This window comes from Streptomyces sp. B1I3 (genome assembly GCF_030816615.1).
In the GTDB taxonomy this organism is placed as follows: Bacteria; Actinomycetota; Actinomycetes; order Streptomycetales; family Streptomycetaceae; genus Streptomyces.
In genome coordinates this window covers 1,045,090-1,068,644 of the sequence record NZ_JAUSYD010000001.1, presented here as the reverse complement: position 1 = coordinate 1,068,644, position 23,555 = coordinate 1,045,090, and the positions used below count along the sequence as shown (strand labels likewise).

General features: G+C 72.6%; 19 protein-coding genes and 1 pseudogene. 10 read left to right on the top strand and 10 right to left on the bottom strand.

Going from position 1 to position 23,555, the window contains the following annotated elements; translation table 11 throughout:
• Positions 1-36: 36 nt before the first annotated feature.
• Both QFZ58_RS05085 and QFZ58_RS05080 read right to left on the bottom strand, forming a co-directional pair.
• On the bottom strand, positions 37-1,317 hold the full coding sequence (locus tag QFZ58_RS05085; RefSeq protein WP_307123689.1) for an MFS transporter: 1,281 nt from the start codon (positions 1,315-1,317) through the stop codon (positions 37-39).
• A 354-nt stretch (positions 1,318-1,671) separates the two neighbouring features.
• Positions 1,672-2,241: a type 1 glutamine amidotransferase domain-containing protein gene (locus QFZ58_RS05080; RefSeq protein ID WP_307123688.1), complete on the bottom strand. Its 570-nt coding sequence runs from the start codon at positions 2,239-2,241 to the stop codon at positions 1,672-1,674.
• A 253-nt stretch (positions 2,242-2,494) separates the two neighbouring features.
• Between QFZ58_RS05080 and QFZ58_RS05075 the strand changes: the two genes are divergently transcribed.
• Positions 2,495-3,538, top strand: coding sequence for an NAD-dependent epimerase/dehydratase family protein (locus tag QFZ58_RS05075; RefSeq protein ID WP_307123687.1), 1,044 nt, complete (start codon positions 2,495-2,497; stop codon positions 3,536-3,538).
• A 251-nt stretch (positions 3,539-3,789) separates the two neighbouring features.
• Here QFZ58_RS05075 and QFZ58_RS05070 read toward each other — a convergent pair whose 3' ends face one another.
• From QFZ58_RS05070 to QFZ58_RS05050, 5 genes are all read right to left on the bottom strand, one after another.
• Positions 3,790-4,194, bottom strand: coding sequence for an ANTAR domain-containing protein (locus QFZ58_RS05070; protein ID WP_307123686.1), 405 nt, complete (start codon positions 4,192-4,194; stop codon positions 3,790-3,792).
• Between the two features lie 284 nt (positions 4,195-4,478).
• Complete coding sequence (locus QFZ58_RS05065) at positions 4,479-4,670, bottom strand: hypothetical protein (RefSeq protein ID WP_307123685.1); 192 nt, start codon at positions 4,668-4,670, stop codon at positions 4,479-4,481.
• A 289-nt stretch (positions 4,671-4,959) separates the two neighbouring features.
• Positions 4,960-6,039: a YihY/virulence factor BrkB family protein gene (locus tag QFZ58_RS05060; RefSeq protein WP_307123684.1), complete on the bottom strand. Its 1,080-nt coding sequence runs from the start codon at positions 6,037-6,039 to the stop codon at positions 4,960-4,962.
• A gap of 130 nt (positions 6,040-6,169) precedes the next feature.
• A complete protein-coding gene (locus QFZ58_RS05055; protein WP_307123683.1) occupies positions 6,170-6,604 on the bottom strand; it encodes a DUF2267 domain-containing protein in 435 nt (144 codons plus the stop codon).
• A gap of 238 nt (positions 6,605-6,842) precedes the next feature.
• The gene (locus tag QFZ58_RS05050) at positions 6,843-7,274 is read right to left on the bottom strand and encodes an Hsp20/alpha crystallin family protein (protein WP_307128774.1); all 432 of its coding nucleotides are present in this window, start codon (positions 7,272-7,274) and stop codon (positions 6,843-6,845) included.
• Positions 7,275-7,403: 129 nt separating this feature from the next.
• Here QFZ58_RS05050 and QFZ58_RS05045 point away from each other — a divergent pair, with 129 nt between their 5' ends.
• The gene (locus QFZ58_RS05045; RefSeq protein ID WP_307123682.1) at positions 7,404-8,045 is read left to right on the top strand and encodes a type III effector protein; all 642 of its coding nucleotides are present in this window, start codon (positions 7,404-7,406) and stop codon (positions 8,043-8,045) included.
• A gap of 499 nt (positions 8,046-8,544) precedes the next feature.
• Here QFZ58_RS05045 and QFZ58_RS05040 read toward each other — a convergent pair whose 3' ends face one another.
• Positions 8,545-8,961, bottom strand: coding sequence for an ATP-binding protein (locus QFZ58_RS05040; protein WP_307123681.1), 417 nt, complete (start codon positions 8,959-8,961; stop codon positions 8,545-8,547).
• A gap of 1,196 nt (positions 8,962-10,157) precedes the next feature.
• Between QFZ58_RS05040 and QFZ58_RS05035 the strand changes: the two genes are divergently transcribed.
• Positions 10,158-11,405, top strand: a complete 1,248-nt coding sequence (locus tag QFZ58_RS05035) for a PP2C family protein-serine/threonine phosphatase (protein ID WP_307128773.1) — start codon at positions 10,158-10,160, stop codon at positions 11,403-11,405.
• Between the two features lie 49 nt (positions 11,406-11,454).
• Here QFZ58_RS05035 and QFZ58_RS05030 read toward each other — a convergent pair.
• Positions 11,455-11,766, bottom strand: a pseudogene (locus tag QFZ58_RS05030) (LLM class flavin-dependent oxidoreductase); the annotation flags it as partial.
• Between the two features lie 158 nt (positions 11,767-11,924).
• Here QFZ58_RS05030 and QFZ58_RS05025 point away from each other — a divergent pair.
• The 3 genes from QFZ58_RS05025 to QFZ58_RS05015 all read left to right on the top strand — a co-directional run bounded on the left by QFZ58_RS05025 (position 11,925) and on the right by QFZ58_RS05015 (position 15,098).
• The gene (locus QFZ58_RS05025) at positions 11,925-12,773 is read left to right on the top strand and encodes an MBL fold metallo-hydrolase (RefSeq protein WP_307123680.1); all 849 of its coding nucleotides are present in this window, start codon (positions 11,925-11,927) and stop codon (positions 12,771-12,773) included.
• Positions 12,774-13,027: 254 nt separating this feature from the next.
• Positions 13,028-14,128: a glutamate--cysteine ligase gene (locus tag QFZ58_RS05020; protein ID WP_307123679.1), complete on the top strand. Its 1,101-nt coding sequence runs from the start codon at positions 13,028-13,030 to the stop codon at positions 14,126-14,128.
• Positions 14,129-14,297: 169 nt separating this feature from the next.
• Complete coding sequence (locus QFZ58_RS05015; protein WP_307123678.1) at positions 14,298-15,098, top strand: SDR family oxidoreductase; 801 nt, start codon at positions 14,298-14,300, stop codon at positions 15,096-15,098.
• A 78-nt stretch (positions 15,099-15,176) separates the two neighbouring features.
• Here the strand turns inward: QFZ58_RS05015 and QFZ58_RS05010 are convergent, their stop codons facing one another.
• Positions 15,177-16,187 carry a mannose-binding protein gene (locus QFZ58_RS05010; RefSeq protein WP_307123677.1) on the bottom strand — a complete coding sequence of 337 codons (1,011 nt, stop codon included), beginning with the start codon at positions 16,185-16,187 and terminating at the stop codon, positions 15,177-15,179.
• 529 nt (positions 16,188-16,716) lie between these two features.
• On the opposite strand from QFZ58_RS05010, the gene QFZ58_RS05005 reads away from it, so the two are divergent.
• The 4 genes from QFZ58_RS05005 (at position 16,717) to QFZ58_RS04990 (ending at position 23,508) form a co-directional block, all read left to right on the top strand.
• On the top strand, positions 16,717-17,544 hold the full coding sequence (locus QFZ58_RS05005; RefSeq protein ID WP_307123676.1) for a type VII secretion system-associated protein: 828 nt from the start codon (positions 16,717-16,719) through the stop codon (positions 17,542-17,544).
• On the top strand, positions 17,541-18,812 hold the full coding sequence (locus tag QFZ58_RS05000) for a ricin-type beta-trefoil lectin domain protein (protein ID WP_307123675.1): 1,272 nt from the start codon (positions 17,541-17,543) through the stop codon (positions 18,810-18,812). The genes QFZ58_RS05005 and QFZ58_RS05000 overlap by 4 nt, the downstream gene beginning before the upstream one ends.
• Positions 18,813-18,958: 146 nt before the next feature.
• Positions 18,959-22,270 carry a right-handed parallel beta-helix repeat-containing protein gene (locus QFZ58_RS04995; protein WP_307123674.1) on the top strand — a complete coding sequence of 1,104 codons (3,312 nt, stop codon included), beginning with the start codon at positions 18,959-18,961 and terminating at the stop codon, positions 22,268-22,270.
• A complete protein-coding gene (locus tag QFZ58_RS04990) occupies positions 22,267-23,508 on the top strand; it encodes a S8 family serine peptidase (protein ID WP_307123673.1) in 1,242 nt (413 codons plus the stop codon). The genes QFZ58_RS04995 and QFZ58_RS04990 overlap by 4 nt, the downstream gene beginning before the upstream one ends.
• The last annotated feature ends 47 nt before the right edge of the window (positions 23,509-23,555 follow it).

Below are 23,555 nucleotides of genomic sequence, written 5' to 3'. Positions count from 1 at the left end.
CTGTGACGGTCCGGGCGCCCGAAGCCGGCACGAGCCTCACGAAGCGGGCACGAGCCCTTCCGCGGACGGCGCGGCCACCGAAGCCGGCACCACCGGGACCGGCCTCAGCGTCCGCGGGGTGGCCCGGCTGTGACGCAGCGCGCCGTAGGCGACTCCGCCGGCTATCAGCAGCCCGCCGGAGACCAGGGCACCCCGGGCGCCCGCGTACTCCAGCAGCAGACCCAGCAGCGGAGGGCCGGCCAGGCCCCACACGGTGCTGGCACTGCGCCACACCCCGAGCACCCGGCCCCGCATCTCGGGTGCGGGATCGGTCTGCAGCAGCGTGGCACCCGCCGTGTCGGAGACGGACTCGACCACCGCCATGGGGACGACCAGCAGGACCAGTACGAACAACCCGGGCGAGAGCCCGGCTGCGGTCTGGAGGAGCCCGCCGCACGCCGCCAGGACGCCCACCAGCCGGACGGACGGCTTCCGGAGCCGGCCCGCGACCACGGCGCCGGCGATTCCGCCGACGGCCAGGACGGTGGACACCGTGCCGAAGTCGCTCTCGTCGGCGTGCAGCGGGCCGACGACCAGCACCGCCAGGGTCAGCTGATAGTTCCGGCCGCACACCGAGCTCAGCCCGGTGATGGCGGCGAGAGCCACGAGCCGGGGCCGCTGGAGGAAGTACGTGAGTCCGGCCCGCGCGCCTCCGTCGTCCCCGGCGCGGGCGGCGTTCGTCCGTGCCGGGACCGCGGGGGCTCCGGTGGCCCCGACCCCGCGGTGCGAGCCGCGTACCGGACGGAGGAACGGGATGACGGCCGCGACGAAGACGAAGGAGAGGCCGTTCGCCACGTACGCCGACGCCGTGCCGAGCGTTCCCACGGCGACCGCCGCCACCGCCGTACCGGCGAGCCGTCCGGAGCTGTGCACCACCGAACCGAGGGCGATGGCCGACGGCACGTCACGGGCGGGCACCAGGTCGTTGCCCAGGAGTGAGGTCGCGGGACCGTCGATCGTGTTCACGACGCCGGTGACGGCGGCCAGGAGCAGCAGCACCGGCATGCTGAGCAGATCACCGGCCATGAGGGCGGCCGTGGCGAAGGCGACCACCCCGAGCACCACCTGGCTCACCGCCGCGGTGGTCCTGCGGGGCCACCGGTCGACGGCCGCGCCGCCGAGTACACCGAGCAGCAGCCCCGGGCCGGCCTGCACCGCGAGAGACAGCCCGGTGGCCGCTGCCGAGCCCGTGATCTGCAACACCAGGAGGTTCTGCACGGTGAGCTGCATCCAGGCGCCGGTGTTCGACACGAGGTTGGCGACGGACCACCAGCGCATGCTGGGGCTGCGGAGGCAACGCCAAGGGCTCCTGTCGGCGGAGCGGTCGGCGGCTGCCGCCGATGTCCGGAAGCGGGCAGCGGTGAGGAAGGAAGGAGGAGGCACGGCACGTACTTTTCCGACGAGGGCGGGGGAGAGACACACGTCGGGCTGTGTGAAAGCGGTGCAGTGGGTGCCTCGGTGCCGGGCGGGGGCCGCTCACGTCGTACTCGGGCCACCCGCCTTCCGGCACGCTCATCTTCACAAACGCCTCCGGTCGCGGGAAACGTGAGGAGCGGCGGGGACGTCGTCCCCGCCGCTCCTCACGCCCAACTTCCGCCGGAGCGGGGTGTATACACCGTCAGGTGTCGTTCCTCACAGGGTGGCGCGCTCGAGTGCCGCATCCGTTTCGCGCAAGAAGTCCTCCAGGTCGCCCGGATTCCGGGAAGTGATCAGCTTCCAGCCGCCGGTGCCGTCCGTGACGACGGGCTCGTCGACCCAGTGGCCCCCCGCGTTCCTGATGTCGGTGCTCAACGACGAGTACGAGGTCAGCTTCTTGCCCCGTACGACATCGGCCTCGACCAGCGCCCACGGTCCGTGGCAGATGGCCGCGACCGGGCGACCCGAACTCGTGAACGACCGGACGATCTCCAGAGCGCTGTCCTGGCCGCGCAGGGTGTCGGCGTTCAGGGTGCCTCCGGGAATGAGCAGAAGGTCGTACGCCTCCGCGTCCGCGTCGCTCAGCGTGAGGTCCGGCTTGACCTTCTTCCCGGGATCCTTGTCGCCGACGAGGGTCTCGATGTCGTCCGCCGAGACCGCCGCCACGTCCACCACGGCGCCCCAGCCGCGCAGGTGCTCCAGCGGTACCGCCAGCTCGTCCTGTTCGACACCGTAGTTCGTGACGATCGCCAGTACCTTCCGCACGCTCACTTCGTTCTCATCCATTGCTGGGCCCCTTCCGGATACACGTCGGCACACATGGCGGCCGCGAACGGCCTGGCCTCGTGGGTTCCCGCAAATTCGGCGGGTATGCGGGCGTCCGCCCCATCGGCGGGAAGGCCGGGGCCCGTGCGACGGCAGGTTTCCTCCGCCGCCCGCTGGTTACCCGAGGCGCATCGCGCCGTGGCCGACGGCTCCCGCGGCGGGAAGGGGCCGACCGGAGCCGATGTCACGACCTCACGGTGGAAGCGAGCTCAGCATGGCCATCGATCCGTCCTCCGGCGTCCGTGTGGTGGTGACCGGAGCAACCGGCAACGTGGGCACGAGCGTGGTCCGTGCCCTGGCGGGTGACCCCGCTGTCGGTTCCGTCCTCGGCCTGGCCCGCAGACGGCCGCGCCTCGCGGTCGACGGTGTGGAGTGGGGCACGGTGGACCTCTCCCGCCCGGACAGTTCCCGCACGCTGGCCGGCCTGCTGCGCGGTGCCGACGCGGTCGTCCATCTGGCGTGGCGGTTCCAGCCGACGCACGACCCGGTGGTCACCTGGCAGAGCAACGTCCTCGGGTCCCTCCGGCTCTTCTCCGCGGTGGCGGAGGCGGGCGTCCCCGCCCTCGTGCACGCCTCGTCGGTGGGTGCCTATTCACCAGGGCCGAAGGACGAGCCCGGAGTCGACGAGGAATGGCCCACCAACGGCTGGCCGGACGCGGCGTACTGCCGGGAGAAGGCGTATCTGGAGCGCGTGCTCGACACCTTCGAGCTGCGGCATCCGGGGGTCCGGGTGGTCAGGATGCGGCCCGGTTTCCTGTTCAAGGAGACGGCGGCGAGCGAGCAGCGCCGCATCTTCGGCGGACGGTACCTCCCCGGCCCGCTTCTCCGGCCGGACCTTCTGCCCTTCGTACCCGACCTGGACGGGCTCCGGTTCCAGGTCCTGCACACCGACGACGCGGCGGAGGCGTACCGGCTCGCCGTCCTGAACGACGTGCGCGGGCCCTTCAACCTGGCGGCCGACACCGTGACGGACGCCCGGCGGCTGGGCGAGCTGCTGGACACCCGCGTCGTACGCGTCCCCAGGTCCCTGGTGCGTACCGCGCTCTCCGCCGCCTGGCGGGCGCACGCCGTCCCGGCTTCACCGCACCTGTTCGACGCCGTGCTGCGACTGCCCGTACTCGACTCCAGGCGGGCCCGTACGGTGCTGGGCTGGCAGCCCGCGCACACCGCCGACGAGGCCCTGAGCGCCTTCCTGCGCGGCGTGCGACGCGGTGACGGCGAGGACACGGCTCCGCTGGCAGGGAAACGGGTGGGATGAGGGCCGGCGGCACACCCCGGCCGGCGGCCGGCGGGGCACGCCCCCACGTCCCGCACGGGGTGGGGCTCCGGCCCTGCGCGGGGGCCCACTGTCACGGATGCCCCTTGCACGCGGACGCCCCCTGACGGCGCTCGCGCACCCCGGGCGGTTCTCCGGGCGGCGATCGGTGGTGAGGCCTTCCAAGGGCGGGTCGCGCGCCTGCGGGCGTGCGTGGCGCGGCACGGTTCCCCGTCCGAGGCGGACAGGGCCGCTCAGCGTGCGAGGGTCTTCTTCATGGCGGTCCGGAGGGCGTCGCGGGCGGCCGGGGGGAGGGGCGTGCCGTGGTAGCTCTCGACGAGCTGACGGGCGAGGTCGCGCAGCTTGATGTTGCTGTGCTGCGAGGCCTGGACGAGTGTCTCCCAGGCCTGTTGTGCCGTACACGGACCCACTGCCATGAGGATGCCGCGCGCGGTGTCGATCACCGGACGCGAGGCGATCGCGGTGCGCAGGCCTTCGACCTCGCTGCGCAGGGCGGCCACGTCCGCGTCCGGGGACTGCTCCTCGGCGTGCGGGCGGTGCGCCGGGTGTTCGTGCTCGGCCTGCTGGTGTTCGGCCCGCTTCGGAGCGGCCGGTGCGACGCGGGTGCGGGTGCCCCGTGCCTCGGTGTGGTCCGCCATGTCGCTTCCTCTCCCCCCGTCCTCACTTCTCAGCGGCGCTGGTGCCTGTGGTCACGGGTGTCCGTCTGCCCACCAGTGTTCCGCTCAGTCGGCTGTGAAGCAGCCTGAGCGGGGCGGGGACCGGTGACGAAGGGGGTGGCGTGGTGCCTGCCGGGGACCCGGAGCGTCGCCGACGGGCGGAGTACGGGGCGGGGGGAGTGCGGTGCCGCCACGACACACCCGGGCCGGGCCACCGGCACGGTGTGCTGCCGGTGGCTCGGCCATGTGGGTCCCTCAGGCGGCGCTCAGGCGGCGCGATCGACGGTGCGGACCGGCCCACCCCTCTCGGCTTCCGCCGGTGGAGGCAGGAGGCGCAGGTGACGCTCCCGCGCGTGGCGGGGTCTGCCGGGGGAGCGCAGGAGGCGCTCCTCGTAGTGGTCCATGAGGACGACGAGGACGAGCAGGAGGGGCGGGATGAGCAGGGCCAGGGCTGACACGGCAGGTTCCCTCTGTCCGGCGTTGTCTGTTCGGGTTGCCGGTGGGGCGGGGGACACCGCCATGAGAGGTGAAGATGCTGTGACCGTTCGACTCCTTCCCGTGACCGGTGTGCCGTCCCCACGCCATGTGTGGAGTGCCGTGTCCCTGCGCCGGGGTGTGGGGTGGTCCGCTGCCGGCGTCGTGTGCGGCGCCGCCCGGTGGCGTCTCACCACTGCCGCACCGGGTACCCGGGTACCCGCCCCGGCCCAGGCGCCCGGCAGGCACCCGTGCCGGACCCGGGGCGGTGTGTCATCCGAGCCGTCGACGGTCCTGGTCGGTCCACTTACGGGTGTCACGCGGCTCGACGTAGGGCTCGGACTCCTCGGGGTGGCCGCCGGCGATGGCCCGTTCCCGGGCGAGTTCGGCGTCGAACTCCAGGCCGAGGAGAATGGCGAGGTTGGTGATCCACAACCACACCAGAAAGATGATCACGCCGGCGAGGGTTCCGTAGGTCTTGTTGTACGAGCCGAAGTTCGCCACGTAGAACGCGAAGCCGGCGGAGGCGACCATCCAGATCACCACGGCGAGGAAGCTACCGGGGCTGACCCACCGGAAGCCACGGCCCTTGGCGTTCGGGGCGGCCCAGTACAGCAGGGCGATCATGAGGGTGACCAGGACGACCAGGACCGGCCACTTGGCGATCGACCAGACCGTCATGGCGGTGTCCCCCACGCCGAGCGCGGTGCCGATCTGCCGGGCGATACCTCCCGAGAGGACGACGATGAGCGCGCTCGCGCAGGCCATCACCATCAGTGCCACCGTCAGAGCGACACGGACGGGCAGCACCAGCCAGACGGGGCGGCCCTCGGGCAGGTCGTAGACGGCGTTGGACGAGCGGATGAAGGCGGCGACGTAGCCGGAGGCGGACCAGACCGCGACGAGGAGACCGACGACCGCCAGGACCGAACCCGTGCCGGAACCACCCTGCAGCTGGGTGACGGCATTGGTGATGACGTCGCGGGCGGCACCCGGGGCGAGTTTCTGGATGTTGTCCAGCACCGCCTGGGTCGTGCCGTGCCCCACGATGCCCAGGATCGAGACGAGCACCAGAAGCGCCGGGAAGAGCGCCAGCACGCCGTAGTAGGTCAGGGCGGCGGCGCGGTCGGTCAGCTCGTCGTCCTTGAACTCCTTGAACGTACGGCGCAGGACCTGTCCGAAGGACTTCTTCGGCAGGTCGGTCGGTTTGTCCGGGGCGGCCTCCTGCGTCTCGCGGCTCGGGCCCTCGCGTGAGTCCCGGCCGTCCTCGGGCGGCCGGGGCTCACCCGCGCGGTCGCGTGCCGCAGGGGAGTCGTCCTCGTGCTGCGGCCACTGCTCGTCATCGTGGTTCATCCGGTCCGGGTATCCCCTGACGCCGGAACAATGCGGCCGACGTCGCGACCGGCACCGGACGGAGCACTGCGTCGCCCGTCCGGCGGGCCGGGCGCCCTACGGGGCGTGGGGCATCCGGCCCGGCTACGGGTCAGGCGGCCTGCATGAGCTCGACACGGCCGAAGAGGAGTGCGTAGCCCGAGGGGAGCCGGCGCAGGATGCGTGCCATGAGTTCGGGGCCGGCCAGGGCGGCGACGTTGGTGAGGACGGCCCCGGTGTCCCAGCGGGTGGTGGCGGGAGTGGCGCCCGTGCGGGTGGCGAGCTCCTTGACGAAGCCCCAACCGGTGAGCGGATGGATGTCCGGGATCTCGGCCGTGAGGATGCCGGCGGCCTCCACAGGCAGACGGGCGGCCAGGTCGACGCGTTCCTCGCCGGTCAGCTGCCGCCCCAGGCCTGCGAGGACCAGGCGGACTGCTTCCTCGGCCCGTTCCCGGGTGGGATAGGCGCCGTCGTAACGGACCTTCTCGAGCAGCTGATCGAACGTCGTCGCGGTCACGCGCCGGACCGCCTCACGCTGGATGGACATCGCTGCGGTTGTTGCCTTTCTCGGGTTGAGGTGGCTGATGGGGGCCCCGATGGGCGTGTGCTGGACACGTCAGTGGGGCGGGGCGGGGTGGCTGGAGGCGCGGATGGCGGTGCGGCCGGCCCCGCAGGGCGAGAAGGGGCGCGGGGTGGTGGGACGAGGGCGAGAGGGGGCGGGCGCACCGCCCGCCCCCGGCTTTCTCGCGTCGGTCTTCCGGTCCCGCCCCGCGCCGGGTGCCGGCTCAGCCGGAGATCTGCTTGCGGGAGGACGCCCCGCCGACGGTGATCTTGCGCGGCTTGGCGCGCTCGGAGATCGGGATGCGCAGGGTCAGGACCCCGGCGTCGTAGTCGGCGGCGATGTGCTCGGTGTCCAGCGTGTCGGCCAGCACGATCTGGCGGGAGAAGACGCCCAGGGGCCGCTCGGACAGCTCCATCTGCACGTCGTCGGCCTTGGTCGCGGGCCTGCGCTCGGCCTTGACCGTCAGCATGTTCCGCTCGACGTCGATGTCGATCGCGTCCGCGGGCACACCCGGGAGGTCGAAGACCACGACGTACTCGTCACCCTCGCGGTAGGCGTCCATCGCCATCGTGGAGGGGCGTGTCCAGGTGCCCGAGCTGGTCAGCTGCTGGGCGAGCCGGTCGAGTTCACGGAAGGGGTCGGTGCGCATCAACATCATGGAACACCTCCAGAAGGTTTGGGCAGTTGCTGCCAATGCGCTGCACTGAGAACGTTGTAACATGTCATCCAATGGATGACAAGCCAGTCGTCATCGAAAGGATGACAGCAGCTGAGGAGATGAGTCGTGACAGCAGCTGACCAGCCGATTCCCCCGACGGCCGACGGGCAGGGCCCGTCGTCCTTCCTGGCCGCCGCGGCAGCCCTGGAAGCCATCGACGTCGCCGTGCGCGCCGCCGAGCGCGGTGACGCGGAGGAGTCCGGCGGAGGTGGCACCGGCCCGGAACGGGCCCTGGCCTCCCTGCTGCTCCTGCGTGAGCTCCGCGAACAGCTCGCGGGATGGGAGACCGGCCTCATCGAAACGGCGCGGCACGCGGGAGCCAGCTGGGCGGACCTCGCGGAACCCCTCGGAGTCGCGAGCCGCCAGGCCGCCGAACGCCGCTACCTGCGCAATCGCCCGGGCCCTGCCGGGACCACCGGTGAGCAACGGGTGCAGGCCACACGGGAACGGCGCGCGGCCGACCGGACCCTCACGGCGTGGGCCCGCGACAACGCCGCCGGCCTGCGTCGGCTCGCCGGGCAGATCGCGGCTCTGGACGACCTTCCGGCGACGGCGAGGGCCCCGGTCGGCCGTCTGGACGCGGCTCTCGCCCACGACGACCCGACCGTGCTCATCGGCCCGCTGCGGGCCACCCGTCCGCACCTGGCCACCTCGCACCCTGACCTCGCTGCCCAGCTCGACGCCCTCACGGGGGGTGGCCACGGGTGATGGGCGGGTGTCCGGGGAGAGTGCGCAGGGGTGCCCGGCCGGGGAGGGGCGCACCGTGAGCACCGTCCCCCACAGTCCGTCCGGCCGTGCGGCGGGCCGCCGGGGGCGGGGTGGCTGTGCCTGCGCGGGGCGAGGTGGTCGCGCCGGTGCGAGGGGGCGCGTTCCTCTCGGCTGTGCGGGCCCGCGGCGCATGTTGCCCGAAGGGCGGGTCGAGCGGCCGGGCGGACAGCGAACCGGGATGTCGGCGGCGCGCCCGGCGTTGTGGCCGACACCGCCCGGGAAGGGCTGAAGGGAGGGATCACTGCTCCGTCTGCCCACCGGCTACGACCTGCTGCGCGGGCGCCTGGAGGGAGCCGGAACCCGCGGGCGAGCGGGTGGGGTCGGGGCTCTCGTGAGCGGGGCCCCTCGTCCCGGCCGGGCTGGGCCGGGGCGCGATCATGACTCCGCGCATCCGGTGCGACGCGGACGGGACGCCCGGCTGTCGCCCGTGGCCGGGCTGTCAGCGTGGCAGGTGGACGTGGACGGTCTTCCCCTCGCCGGGGCCCCGGGTGACGGCCACGCCGCAGGCGAGGCGGCGGATCATGTGCCAGCCGCAGCCGCCGGTACCGCCGCGCAGGTCCGGAGCGCGTACGCGTGGGGCCGAGGGGCTCGCGTCGCTGACGGAGATGTGCACGGTGTCAGGGGCGGCGTCGAGGCCCATGGTGTAACGGCCGCCGCCGTGGCGCAGCGCGTTCGTGGTGAGTTCGGAGACCAGCAGGACGAGCGTCTGCGCGGTCTCGGTCGGTAGCGCCGGCTCCAGGCTGTCCGCGAAGGCCCGCGCTGTGTCCCGGGCGCGGGCGATGCCCGCCGACGTGTCGTCCTGGACGACGAAGTCGTTCGCGGATGCGGCCGGGACCGTGGTCGTGGTCTCAATCATGCGTAACACCCCGTCCGTTTCGGTTTGGCCGTTTTCTACGCGTGCCCACCGGACCGGGGCTTCACTCCCGGCGAACGTCATCCGGGCATGCGGGAGGAAGAGGCTTGCCCTCGCGCCACGGAGGAAATCTATGCTGGAGGACATAGACATTGGCGTGTGGCGGAGCTAGAGTCTTTCTCGTAGCCAAGAAGTCGACGAGGTGCGGCAGACACGAACTGCCGTGTCGGAAACCTCGAGCAGAAGGCGGAACGGCAGCGGAGCGGTGGGGCCGGGAACGGCGGGCCCCCCGCCGGCGGCCGGGCCGAGCGTCCCCAGAGGATGCAGCGCAGTACCTGAATTGACCAGCACGACCGAACGGACAACGAGGTAAGGAGCAGACAGACGCCATCGGATGGCCCGGGCAGGGTGAGACGCCCGGGTACCGCAGACCCCGGAACGGAAGGTGGTCCCCGGTCACGCATTCGCGATTCCCGCGCTTCTGCCCCCGAGGCGGAGCAGCGGACAGAGAATAAGCCGGCGTCAGCCGCCGGCGGATGGTGTTGAAAGCTCGGGGCCCGGGTGCCGTACGGCACCCGGGCCCCTCGATGCGTTCCCGGAAGGGGAGGCCGCACCCGGCCGTACCGTCCGTACCCTCGCGGTGTCCGTTCCGCCCATCGCCTCGGCGACTGTCCCGCATACGGCGTGGGCTGCGTCGACGGCATGCTCGCACCCCACCCCAGGCTTCCTCCGGGCTTTCGGCGGCAACGGCCTGATCGGCCCCACTGCGTTCCGAAGGCGGCCACCGCCGTCTTCGGACGTCAGTTGTGCGTCACCGTGCGGGCGTGGCGACTGGCTGGCGTCGGCACCCGGAAGCCGCGTGCCGGGTCGTCCTCCTGGGGGAGAGGCCAGACAAAGCGACACGTAACGAGCAATTGTGTGGCCGCTCCCGTGCGGGGTGCCGTTCCGGTGCTGCCCGGGCCCGGTGCTCTGCGGTCCACTCCTGCGCGGTGGCTCGCTCTCACCGAGCCCGGCACCCAAGAGCCGCCGCGCGGAATGTCTTGAATCAGTGCGGTATCGGCGATGATGGACGAAGCTGGCGTGGTGGTGAGCCGGAGGCCGGCCTGCAGCGCGAAGGCCGGAGCCGGAACCGCCCGGCGCGTGGACGGCCCATGGGATGAGGTGTCGCGGTGACGGACCGGGACAGAGACGTACGGCAGATGCTGGCCGGGCTGCTGGCAGACAGCCATGTGATGTCCTTCGAGAGCATGCCGAGGCTGGTCGCGGGGCACGCGGCGACCGCGGGCTTCGGCGAGGTGCTGATCTACCTCGGCGATCTCCAGCGTGACGTCCTGCGGCTGGTCACCGGGGACGGCCCTGCCGGCGACCGTGGCGAGCCGGAGCAGCCCCGGCCCCCGGGCCTTCCGGCGGAGGTGCCGGTCGAAGGGACGGTGGCCGGGCGTGCCTACCAGCACGGCCGTCTCACTCCCGTCCGTGCCGAGGGCGTACACCGGTGGTGGGTGCCGCTGCTCGACGGGACGGAGCGGCTCGGCGTGCTGCACCTCAGTGCGGCGACGGGCGGCAGGGATGTGGAGGAGGCCGTCCTGTCGCTCGCGTCGCTGGTGGCCATGCTGGTGGTCGGGGCCCGGGACGTCAGTGACTCCTACGCCAGGCTGGCCCGCGTCAAGCCGATGAACGTAGCGGCGGAGATGCAGTGGCAGCTGATGCCGCCGCGCACCTACGCGGACGGCAGCGTCACCATCGCCGCGGCGATGGAGCCCGCCTACGAGGTCAGCGGGGACGCGTACGACTACGCCACGGCGAGCGACACCGTGCACCTGGCCCTCTTCGACGCCATGGGGCACGACACGGCCGCTGGCCTGACGGCCAATCTGGCCATCGGCGCGTGCCGCAACCGGCGTCGCCAGGGCACTCCGCTCGCCGAACTCGGTGACGCGATCGAGAAGGTCCTGCTGGAACAGTTCCGCGCCGACCGCTGGGTCACGGGCATCCTGGCCGAACTGGACACCGTGAGCGGCGTGCTCACGTGGGCGAACCGGGGGCACCTGCCACCGGTCGTCATCCGCGACGGGCGCTGGAGCACGTTCCTGGACTGCCCGCCCGCGCATCCCATGGGCAGCGATTTCGGCCTGCCCACCGTCCTGTGCCGGGAACAGCTACAGCCCGGGGACCGACTCGTCCTCTACACCGACGGCATCACCGAAGCCCGGACTCCCGCAGGGCAGGAGTTCGGGGAAGTCGCCTTCATCGACTTCCTCCTGCGGCACCACTCCGACGGCCTGTCCGTTCCCGAGACCCTGCGCCGTTTCATCCATTCCCTGCTGGCGCATCACGAAGGGCATCTCCGCGACGACGCCACCGTCCTGCTGTGCGAATGGCTCGGGCCCGGCTCCCTGCCCACACCGGATCTCGCTTCCCTCGCGGGGGTACCCCTGCCGCAGAGCTGAGCACCGGCCCGGCGTACGGGTGCGCCGGCGGCGAGCTGTGAGCGGCGGCCCTGGGGCCGGAGAGCAGGGCGAGGGCCGCGGCGGCCTGCGCGATGACCGCCGGGTGGTAGCGGACGGTGGGGCATGTCACGCCGGTCACCAGGCCGACGCGGTCGGTCTTCGCCGCGATCGCGCCGAGCACCGTCCAGGTGAAGGGGGAGTGGCCCTGAAGGTCCAGCCAGGGGTGGAAGTGGTCACTCATCCGCACGATGTCGAAGCCTGCGGCTTCGGCGAGTTCCGCCTGGCGGACGAGCTCTGCCAGGCCGAAGGACTCGGAGGCACACCCTGACGTCCGGCGAGCCCGCGGCCGGGCGGACGGCACCCCCCCCGCCCGCACCGCCATCCGAACGGCGGGCCGGACCCGCCTGCCTGAACTCAGGCAAGGGCCGGAGGCGACCGGCCACCCGGTCGCGTCGGCGGACGTTCGGGAGTACCGATGAAGGACAGGCATTGCCGGTTCCGGCCCCGGAGGTGCGCACCATGTCCGACCGCCCGCCCGAAGGCTTCGCGGAAATCCTTTTCATCGGCAACGCCACACTGCTCATCCGGTACGGATCGCTGACACTGCTGACCGACCCCAACTTCCTGCACCGGGGCAGCTTCGCCTATCTGGGCAACGGCCTCTTCTCCCGCCGGTCGACCGAGCCGGCCCTCGGGGTCCGTGATCTGCCGTCCGACCTGGACGCCGTCATCCTGTCGCACCTGCACGGAGACCACTGGGACAGGGTCGCCCGCCGGGGGCTGGACCGTGGGCTGCCCATCATCACCACCCCGCACGCCTCCCGCCGTCTCCAGGGGCTGCACGCCTTCTCCCGGGCGGTCGGACTGCGAACCTGGCAGTCGCAGACCCTCTCCCGTGACGGGACACAGGCGCACGTCACGGCGCTGCCGGGCCGCCACGGCCCCGGCCTCGCCCAGGCACTCCTCCCACCCGTCATGGGAAGCCTGCTGGAGCTCGGCCCGCTGGGCGCGCCACCGGTACTGCGCCTCTACATAAGCGGTGACACCCTGATGTTCCCCGGCATCGAGGAGATCGCCCGCCGCTGCCCGAACCTCCATCTGGCCGTGCTGCACCTGGGCGGCACCACCCTGCCGGGCGGCCTGCTGGTGACCATGGACGCCCGCCAGGGGGCCGCACTCGTCCGGACCCTGCGCCCGCGCCGGACGCTGCCCGTGCACTACGAGGAGTACGGGGTCATGCGTTCGCCGCTGTCCGACTTCCTCGCCGAGGCGGAGCTGGGCGGCTTCGCGGCCGACGTGGTGCGCTGCCGGAGGGGCGAGCGCGTCCTCGTCGGCCCTGCCGCCGGTGAGGTGAAGCACGTGAGGTGAAGCCATGCCCGGCCGCCCATGCCGGCCCTGTCGGCTCTGTCCGGCCCTGGCGAGCCACTCATCCGCCTGGACGGTCGGTCACCTCACCCCGCCCCCGCAGGGTGCTCGCGCACGAACTGCCTGAACCGAGTCCCGCTGATGCCGATGCCGAGCGTTCTGCACCGGAGATGTGTCTCCCTTTCGTCGGCTCACCGGTTGCCCGGTGAGGCCGTGTCGTGCGCCGATCCCATGGGGCGAGCCCTGACACTGACCCGATGGAACCGGTCACCATCGGAGTGGAAGAGGAATACCTGCTGCTCGACTCGGAGACCGGGTTGCCGGTCGCCGCGGGGGACCAGGTGCGAGCTGCCGCCGGAGCTGGGGCGATCCTCGGTGAGGACGAACTGCAGCCGGAGCTCCTGCAGGTGCAGGTCGAGGTGGCCACGCCTGTCTGCGCAGAGCTGGAGGAGGTCGGCGGGCACCTGCTGCGCCTGCGACTCGCCGCCGGTGCCGCTGCCGAAGCACAGGGCTGTCGTCTGGCGGCCTGCGGCACCCCACCCCGCCGTGGTGACTCGTCCGCTCCCGTGACCGGGGAGGCGCGCTACCGGGCCTTGCGGTCACAGGCGCCTCAGCTGGTGGCCGAGCAGTTGATCAACGGCATGCACGTGCACGCGTCGGTGCCGGACCGGGAAGCCGGTGTGGCGGTGATGAACCGCCTGCGGGGCTGGCTCCCCGTCCTCATCGCCATGTCGGCGAACTCGCCGCTGTGGGACGGGCAGGACACGGGATTCGCCAGCTGGCGCACCGTCATCTTCAACCGCTGGCCCGTCAGCGGCCCGCCGCCCGCCTTCGAAGACGCCGCAGACGCGGCCAGGCGGATCCAGACGCTCATGCGGAGCGGGATCATTCGCGACACCGGACAGCTGTACTGGCAGGCCCAGCTGTCCGACCGCTACCCGACCGTCGAAGTCCGGTGCTGCGACGTCCAGCTACGAGCTGACGAAGCGGTCATGTTCGCCGGCATCGTACGCGCACTCGTGGCCACCGCCATGCGGGAAACCGACGCGGGAACGCCCACGCCCCGGTTCCTCCCTGAAGTGCTCCAGGCCGCGACCTGGCACGCTGCGCGACACGGCCTCAGCGGCCACCTGATCACTGCGACAGGTGAACGCATCAGCGCCGGTGACGCGGTCGCGCGCCTGATGGAGCACATCGCGCCGTCGCTGGACGCGACAGGAGACACCCGGGAACTCACCTCACTCGTGCACCGTCTCCTGCAGCAGGGCACACCGGCCGACCGCCAGCGCCGGGCACTCGGAGAAGGAGGTCTGAAGGCGGTGACCGATCTGATCATCGCCGACACAACAGCGGACTGACACGTGGACCGCCGCCACATGTGCATCGGGTGAGGTGAGTGTTCGCCTCGGTGAGATGAGTGTTCACACCGGGTGCGCGCGTACCTGCCCCTCCCCGAGGGCCGCCGTTTCAACCGGGTCATGACGCCGTGTCCGCACCCCGTCCCACCCCTGCCCGAAAGGCGACATCATGAGCAGTACGAGACCTCTCGCCCTCGTCACCGGCGCCTCCAGCGGCATCGGTCTCGAGGTGCCCAGGCAACTGGCCGAACGCGGCTACGACCTCGTCATCAACGCCGAGGACGAGACGAGGCTCCACCAGGCGGCTCGGGAGATCCGCGCGGCGGGCGCCGCCGTCGTCGAGACCGTCACGGCGGACCTCCGTGTCCCCCAGCAGACGGAGGCCCTGTTCGTCACGGCCACGACGCCGGGGCGGCCCCTCGACGTGGTCGTCCTGAACGCCGGGGTCGGACACGGGGGCGCGTTCCGGGAGAACGATCTCGCGGACGAACTGGAGATCATCGACCTCAACGTCCGCTCGACCGTGCAACTGGCCAAGTACGTGGTGCGCGACATGGCGGCCCGGGACGAGGGGCGCATCCTCGTCACGTCCTCCATCGCCTCCACCATGCCCGGCTCCTTCCAGGCGGTGTACAACGCCTCCAAGTCGTTCCTGCAGTCATTCACCCAAGCACTGCAGAACGAGCTCGAGGACACCGGGATCACCCTCACCTCGTTCATGCCCGGGCCCACCGAGACCGACTTCTTCCACCGTGCCGACATGGACGACACGCGTATCGGTCAACAGGACAAGGACGACCCGGCCCAGGTCGCGAGGCAAGCCCTGGACGCCCTCTTCGCCGGAAAGGAGAAGACCGTCACCGGCTCCGCCAGGACCAAGGCGCAGGGGCTCGCCGGCAAGGTGCTGCCCGACAAGCTCAAGGGCGAAGCCCACCGGAAGATGGCCGAACCAGGCTCCGGCGACCAGTGACGGGCCGCGCTCACGCGCCGGGCGGCACGCGAGCGCGGCCGCCGGCAGACGGGCGGCCCGGCGCGCCGCCGCTCGGCGTCAGGTCGACCAGACGACTCGGCCGTTGTGCACGATGACCACCTTGGCGTCGGCTCGCAGCACCAGTTGGGCACCTGCGTAGTCGTGGGTCTTGGAGGCCCAGATCGGGCGGTCGTCACCGTTGTGGATGACGAGGTTGCCGTCGGGCTGGAAGATCGCACGGTGGTTCTCGCCGAAGGTCATCGACGCCCAGATGGGCTTGCCCTGTTCGTTGAGGACGACGAGGTTGCCGTCGGGCTGCATGACCATGCGGATGCGATTGGTGGTCCAGGCCTGGTTGACCTCGATGACGCTGGGCGCGGCGACGGTGGTGGCGGTCCAGTCCGGCTTCGGCGCCGCCTTGGGCCTGGGCGTGGCCGTGGGCTCGGGCTTCTTCTCGGGAGGGCTGCTCGTCTTCTTGGGCTCCGGTGCGGGCACGGCCGGCACGGGGGCGGCGGCCGCGGGGGTCTCCGCCTTCTTCGGCTTCTTCTTGCTCGGCGACGAACTGGGCTTCACGGCCACGTAGTCCTCGAGGGCCGCCGGAGCGGAGTTCGGGTGGAGGACGGTGTCCGCCCCCGCCGCCGCCTGCCCCTTGCCGGTGTCGTGGTGTCCCTCGTCGTTCGCGCTCCCGATCAGCAGCAGGGGTATGGCGATCAAGGCAGCGCCCACGAGGGCGGCCCCCGCCAGGATCGGCGTGCGGGGGCGTCCTCCGTCGGCTCCGGTGCCGGTCGTGGTGCCCGGCCCCGTCGCGGCGGCCGTCGCCACGCCGGCACCCTCCTCGGGCGCCCCGGTGGTCCGGGCGGCGGCCGGGGGCGGGGTGGCGGTCTCACCGTCCGGGTCGGCGGTCTCACCGTCCGGGGTGGCGGCGGTTTCACCGTCCGGGGTGGCGGCGTGCTTCGCCTCGGAAGCGGCAGCCGGGCTCGGTGCCTCCTCGGCAGGCGCGGAGGCCGGAGACGACGATGGGGCCTCCTGTACGCCGGGGGCGGCGGCGGCCGCCGCGTTCGCGCCGGAAGCGGGGTGCTGGGGGGACATGCGGTTACTCCTCCTCGGTGGCAGGTCTGGCGGTGGGCAGCGGTCGGGCCGGACGAACACCGGAAAGCCCTCGGGAGTTGACGGGTACCGAGCCGAAGTGGGGCCGGGCGGCCCGGTCTCGTCGTCGAACTCCGCGTGACCCGGCGCGGTGGCGGCCCGACGGCCGTTCCCGCGCCTTCTCCTGCTGCGAGGTGTTTCCGTACGGCCCCGGTCCCGGCCCGGACCTCCGGACCGGAGGTGGTACGACGAGGGGCCGCCGGCGCACCCAACGTAGCCCGTCGGGAGGAGGACGACCGCTCTCTCCCCCCGAACGTCACCGTCACTTTGTCCCCCCGCGCCTCACTGCTCCCGGAAAGTTCTCCGTTCGGGCAGCAAACGGGCACGTGGGCGCCTGATACGGATCTTCGGCGGACCCCCACGGATGGGGCTCATGTGACATCCTGTTGGCTCCCCGATCCGATCGGTGTCGGCGTGCGCGCATATCGTTCGGCACCCGAGAATTCGTGAAGGCCCAAGAGTTCAGGTGGAAATGCGGCCCGGAGCACGGCAAGAGGGCGGCGAACGCGCCCCGTTCGCCCTTCCTCGAAGCCCCGTCGCGAGCGCCGGCCACGAGTCACCCGTCTCCGGCGACACCGTGGCGAGCGACACCCCAGGAATACCCGAGGCCGTGAGGGCTGCTGCCCGCAGGGCGCCCGGGCACTGGATCGGGGTGGTGGACCCGGAGTGGACCGAGGAGCGGACGCCACCCGAGTGGGCGGTGCTGGGGGAGTGGCAGTCGGACGAGAACGGGGGCGTGGGGGAGTACCGCGCCAACCCGGCGTACCGGCCCTCGGCGCGGGTCCTCGGCTGGCCGGAGCCCACCGATCCCGTGGACGCGGCGGCGCAGCGGGCCGCCACCGGGTACGGGCCGGTGGAAGCGGCGCTCGCGGCGCTCGCGGAGGCCGACGTCACCGTGGTGCGGGGGCCCGACGGCGGGCCGCTCACGGCCACCGGACGGGACGGGGCGCCGGTGGTCCTTCTGTTCACCTCACCGGCACACGAGTTCATGTCCGCGGCACTTCTCCATGACACCCTGCCGGCACGGGAACTGGCCCGCTCATCGGGAGGTCCCGGCACCATGCTGATGGTCAACGCGGCAGCCGCGGCCCCCTTGTTGGTCCCGGCCGACAGTCTTCCGGGCCCCGTAGGCGACGCAGGTGGCGAGAGGGCGTCCGCGGTGGAGGCCGTGGTGGAGGAGGGCCCAGGCGCCCCCGCCGTCGCGGCGAGCCGCACCGGTGCTCCGGCCGCCGCGCCTACTCCGAGCCACATCGACGACTCATCCGCACCCTGGCCCCACACCACAGGGAGGACCCCGTGACACGTTCGTCCCAGCAGCCCCCCGCCTTCCCGAGGGGGCGCGTGGAGTCCGCCTCCGAGGGCGAGGAGACGCCCGCGACGGCCGCCTTCGCCGAGCCCGGCTCGGAGCCGGCCGGGGCGACGACCGGAGCAGACGCCGCAAACGCCGGTACTGATGGTGGAGACACCGGTACCGATGCCGCTGAGGCCGGTACCGAGGCCCCGGAGGCCGGAACCGGCTCCGGGGAGGCCGAAACGGGGACCGGAGCGGGCAGCACCACGGATCCCGGTACCGGGGCCTCCTCCGGCGCCCGGTCCGCAGCCGGCGCCGATCCCGAGGCCGGCCCCGACGCCGGCCGTCAGGCCGACCCCGAAGCCGGCGCCGCCGTCCAGAGCCGGCTGCCCGCGCTCGTGAGGACCATGACCGCGACGGCGATCGACCGGCCGCAGCAGCAGGCCGGGCCGGTCGGCCGGCCGGGCAAGGCGGTGCTGGCCGGAGCGGCGGTCGCTGGGGCGCTGCTCGTGTCGGTGCCGTTCCTCGTACTCGCCGGGAACGACGACGAGGGCCCCGGGCAACCGTCGGTGGCGGCGGCAGGCACCGTGCTCGACGGGAGTACGCAGGAGGCACCGGGCGAGTTCGCGGTGCAGCCGCCCGGGAGCGGCTCCCCGGGCGACGGGGAGAAGGACGCAGGTAAGCCGGACACGCCCGGGAAGGCGGAGCAGCAGGCCCCCGCGCCGGCCCCGGCACCGGACACGGCCGAGCCCAAGGCCAAGGCCAAGGCCAGGGACGAGGACGTGCCGAAGAAGGCCACCGCTCCGAAGGAGCAGCCGAAGGAGCAGAGCGGCGAGAAGAAGGCCGGTGCGGCGGAGGGGCAACCGGCGAAGGCCGGTCCGGCCGTCACCTTCAGTGCCCCCGTCTCCTTCCGCAGCCATCTCTCGGGCCGTTGCATCGACGTACCGAACCACGACTTCAGCGACGGCAAGGCACTGCATGTGTGGGACTGCAACAACGCCCCCGCGCAGAAGTGGCAGTTCGCCTCCGACGGCACCATCCGCATCAAGGACAAGTGCCTGGACGTGGCCGCCGCGAACTTCAGCAACGGCACGACCATCCAGATCGCCTGGTGCAACGGCAACGCCGCTCAGCAGTTCGCCCTCAACGCCAGCCACGACCTGGTCAACACCGTCGTCGGCATGTGCGTCGACATCGCGGGCGCCGACCGGAACAGCGGGGCACGGCTGCAGTTGTTGACCTGCACGGGCAACGACGCCCAGAAGTGGAGCACCTGACCGCAACGCCCCGACGCCGGGGGCGCCGCTCCCGGAACCCGCCATGCCCCGAGGACGAGGCATGATGACATCGTCGGCTCGCCGGCACGCGCCCCCGCGAACAGGGGCGCTCGTTGAGAACGCCGTCGTAGCAAGGAGGTTGGTGCGTGTCGCGCCAGGTACTGTCGGTCGGTCCTGAAGACCGCCATCGGACGATCGGTGAGGCACTCGCCGCAGCCCGTACCGGGGCACTCATCAGCGTCCGGCCCGGGACGTACGCGGAGAACCTGGTGATCAACACCCGGGTGACCCTCACCGCCGCCGAGGGGCGGGGCACGGTGGAGATACGGCCGCGTTCGGGCAGTGTGGTCGCGCTGCGTGCCGACGCCGTGATGCTCTCCGAGCTGACCCTGCGCGGCGGCGACGCCGAACTGCCGGTCGTGGACGTGCGGCGCGGCCAGGCCGCGCTCGACGGCTGTGAGATCGTCGGCGCCGCCTGGACCGCGATGCTGGCCGGGGGAACGGGCTCCCTCGCGCTGCGGGACTGCCGGGTGAGCAACCCGCAGGGCGCGGGTGTCGTGGTGACCTCCACGACACCCACCACCGTGGAGTCCTGCACGCTCGAACACCTGGGCACCAGCGGCCTGGTCCTCGCCGAACAGGGTGAGGCGCGCATCCGTGACTGCACGGTGCGCGATGCCCGCGGCAACGGCCTGCTCGCCAACGGGGAGAGCCGGGGCGTCGTCGAGGACTGTGACATCTCGTCCACGGACAAGCCTTCCCTCGCCCTGGAACAGAACTGCGCCGTCTCGGTGGTCCGCACCGTGGTGCACGACACCAGCACCGGCGTGCACCTGAGCAGCGCGGGCCGCACGACTCTGGAGGACGTCCGCGTCACCGGCGCCTCCGGGAACGGGATCACACTGGCCGGCGGCACCGACCCGGTACTGCGCCGCTGCCGCGTCTCGCGCGTCCGTGGCCACGGCGTGCTGGTCACCGACCGGGCGCGCGGAACCTTCGAGGACTGCTGGGTGGACGGCGCGCAGGGCGCGGCGCTCCGGGTCGCCGGGGCCGCCTCCCCGGCGCTGACCGGACTGACGGTCCGCGACTGCGACGGGCCCGGGCTGCTCCTGGAGGAGGACTCGGCACCCGAACTGGACCGCCTGGAGGTGATCGGCGGTTCGCCCGCGGTCGCGGTGCGCGGCGGCGCCAACCCGCTGCTGCGCCGGGCCCGGCTGGTCGAGCCGTCAGGTGACGGCATCGCGGCCACCAAGGACGCCCGGGGCCGCGCGGAGGACTGCGAGATCGTCCGGCCGAAGGACGCGGGTGTGCGGGTGGCCTCCGGCAGCACCTTCTACCTGGCCGGTGGAGGGGCCTCCGACACCGGTACGAGCGGCCTGGTCGTGGAGGACGGCGGCAACGTCACCGTCCGCGACTTCCGTGTCGAGGTGTCCGGCGAGGAGGGCGTCGTGGTGGCCGCCGGTGGTGAACTGACCGCCAACCGCACCGCGGTGCACGCTCCCAAGGGCCACGGTTTCCTGCTCCGTGAGGGCGCACTCGGCTCGCTCAGCGGCTGCGAGGTCACCGGTGGTGCCCAGGACGGTTTCCGGGTGGAGTCCACCGCGCCGGTCTCGCTCGTGAACTGCCTCGCCCGTGAGAACGAGGGCGGCGGCCTGGTGCAGACCGCCCCCGGCGAACGGCTCGCCGTGGAGGGTCTGCACAGCACCGGCAACGGCAAGCGGGACGCCTGGGGCACCGGCACTGCCGAGAACACCGACCCGGCCGGTTCCGGTGCCGCGGACGCACCCCCGCCGGACCGGGCGGACGGTCCGCTCGGCGCCCTCAACGCGCTGATCGGCCTGGAGAACGTCAAGCAGCAGGTCGGCACCCTGGTCAACCTCACCCAACTCGCCCAGCGTCGCGAACAGCTCGGCATGCCCGCGCCTCCGATGAGCAGGCACCTGGTCTTCGCCGGCCCCCCCGGCACCGGCAAGACCACCGTCGCGCGTCTCTACGGGGCGATCCTGGCCGAACTGGGCTCGCTGCGCAGCGGGCACCTGGTCGAGGTCTCGCGCGCCGACCTCGTCGCACAGGTCGTCGGCGGCACCGCGATCAAGACCACCGAAACCTTCCGACGGGCACTCGGCGGAGTGCTGTTCATCGACGAGGCGTACACGCTCACCGCGGACAGCGGCAGCGGCGGCGCCGACTTCGGCCGGGAGGCGGTGGACACCCTGCTGAAACTGATGGAGGACCACCGCGACGAGGTGGTGGTGGTCGCGGCCGGCTACTCCCGCGAGATGGAAGCCTTCCTCGGTTCCAACCCGGGTCTCGCCTCCCGCTTCTCGCGTACCGTCGAGTTCGAGAACTACTCGGTGCCCGATCTGGTCGCGATCATGGAGAGTATGTGCGCCCAGCACCAGTACGAGTTGGGCGAGGGCACCGCGGCGGCACTGGCCGCCCACTTCGGGGCGATGCCGCGGGACGCCGGTTTCGGCAACGGACGTGCCGCGCGAGGGGTGTTCGAGGAGATGGTGGACCGTCAGGCGGTCCGGCTCTCCACGCAGCCCCAGGTCGGCGAGCGGGATCTTCGGCTGCTGCTGCCCGAGGACGTGTCGGCGACCGCCGCCGCGACGGCCGCCGGCACCGCCGTACAGGATGACGACCCGTTGACCCGCCTCGGCGACATGATCGGACTGGCCGAGGTGAAGCGCGAGGTCGCGGACCTGGTCAACCTCATCACCACGGCCCGCCACCGGGCAGCGGCCGGGCTGCCGGTCCCCTCACTCAGCAACCACCTGGTCTTCACCGGCCCGCCCGGCACCGGCAAGACGACCGTCGCCCGCCTCTACGGCGAGGTCCTGACCCAGCTCGGCATCCTTGAGCGAGGCCAGCTGGTCGAGGCGGCGCGCGCCGACCTGGTCGGCCGCTACATCGGCCACACCGCCCAGCTCACCCGTGAGGTCTTCGAACGGGCCCGCGGAGGCGTGCTGTTCATCGACGAGGCGTACACCCTCACCCCGCGCGGCGGTGGCGCCGACTTCGGGCAGGAGGCGGTGGACACCCTCCTGAAGCTGATGGAGGACCACCGCGACGAGGTGGTCGTCATCGTCGCCGGCTACACCGACGAGATGGAGCGCTTCCTCGACTCCAACCCCGGTCTCTCCTCCCGGTTCCCGCGCCGGATCGCCTTCGCCGACTACTCCTCCGAGGAACTCGTCACCATCGTGCGCGCCCAGGCCGCGAACATGGGTTACGAGTGCGGGCCCGGCACCGGCCCGCTGCTCAAGGAGTACTTCGACTCGCTGCCCCGGGATCGCTCCTTCGGCAACGCCCGCGCGGCCCGTCAGGTCGTCGAGTCGATGGTCACCCGCCAGGCGGGGCGACTCAGCTCGCTGGCCACGCCCACCCTGGACGACCTGCGCATCCTCGTCCCCGAGGACGTCACGGCCGTGGGACCGAAGGCGGTGCCCCGATGAGTGCGCCCGTCCGCGGAGTCGCCCGCCTGCTGTCCGGCGCCGGCATCGCGGCCGCCCTCCTGCTTCCCCCGGCCGTTCCGGCTTCGGCGGCGCCGCTCCAGGGCGTGCCGACGGACGGCGGGAAGGGCCAGGAACTGCCCGGTATGCCCTCCGCACTCGACCCCGAGGGCGATGAGGTCGCCTGCACCCCCGGCTCCCCCGCGAAGGCGAAGAAGCAGGACTGGTCGCGCCAGCGCCTCGACCTGGACAGGCTGCACCAGCACAGCACCGGTGCGGGGGTGACCGTCGCGCTGATCGACACCGGTGTCGACCCCGATGCCCCCGGGCTGGACGGCCGGGTTTCCGCCGTGGGCCCGGCCGGTGACGACTGCGTCGGGCACGGGACCTTCCTGGCCGGGCTGATCGCCGGGACCGGCGGGGACAGCCCGCGTCTGGCCGGGGTCGCCCCGGGCGCGAAGATTCTGGCCCTGCGCGGCACCGACCGGCGCGGGCGCGCGAGTGCCGCCCTGGTGGTGGAGGCCCTGCGCGAGGCGACCGAGGCACGGGCGGACGTGATCGCCGTCGCGGTGGCCCTGCCCCGCCAGGACGCGGCGCTGAGCGGTGCGGTCGCCGAGGCACGCCGCGCGGGCGCGGTCGTGGTCGCCGCGGCCACCCCGGACCCGCCGTCCCGGGGCGGCGACGAGGTCCCGCCCCGCACCTACTGGCCGGCCGGTGAACCCGGCGTCCTCTCGGTCGGCGACATGCTCCCCGGGGGCGCCCGTCCGGACGGCTCCCTGCTCACCGCGGGCATCGACCTGGTCGCCCCCGGCGCGGGAGTGGTCTCCGGCGGCCCGCGCGGCGAGGGCCACTATCTCGGCGCCGGTGCCTCGGTGGCCACCGCCTACGCCGCCGGGGCCGCCGCGGCCGTCCGTGCCGCCCACCCGGACGAAACGGCCGGCGCGGTCACCCGCCGCCTGACCGCCACCGCCTACCCCGCCGACATCCCCCAGCTGGACCCCTATGCCGCCGTCACCACGGTCCTGGGTGAGCCCGTTCCGCCGGCCGGGGCCGAGCGCGCCATGGAACCCGTGACCGTCCGCGACACCGCCGGCGCCGACCGTGCCACCGGCCGCGCCACCCTCCTCGTCCTTCTCGGCTCCGGCGGCGTCCTCGCCGTTCTCTGGGCGGCTTTCGTCTTCTCCCGCGCCCGCGCCCGGGGGTGGCGTCCGGCGGGAGCGCCCGGAACGGGAACGCAATGAGCTGACGTCACGGCTTCGCACGGACGGCACCCTCCCGCGGCACGCCG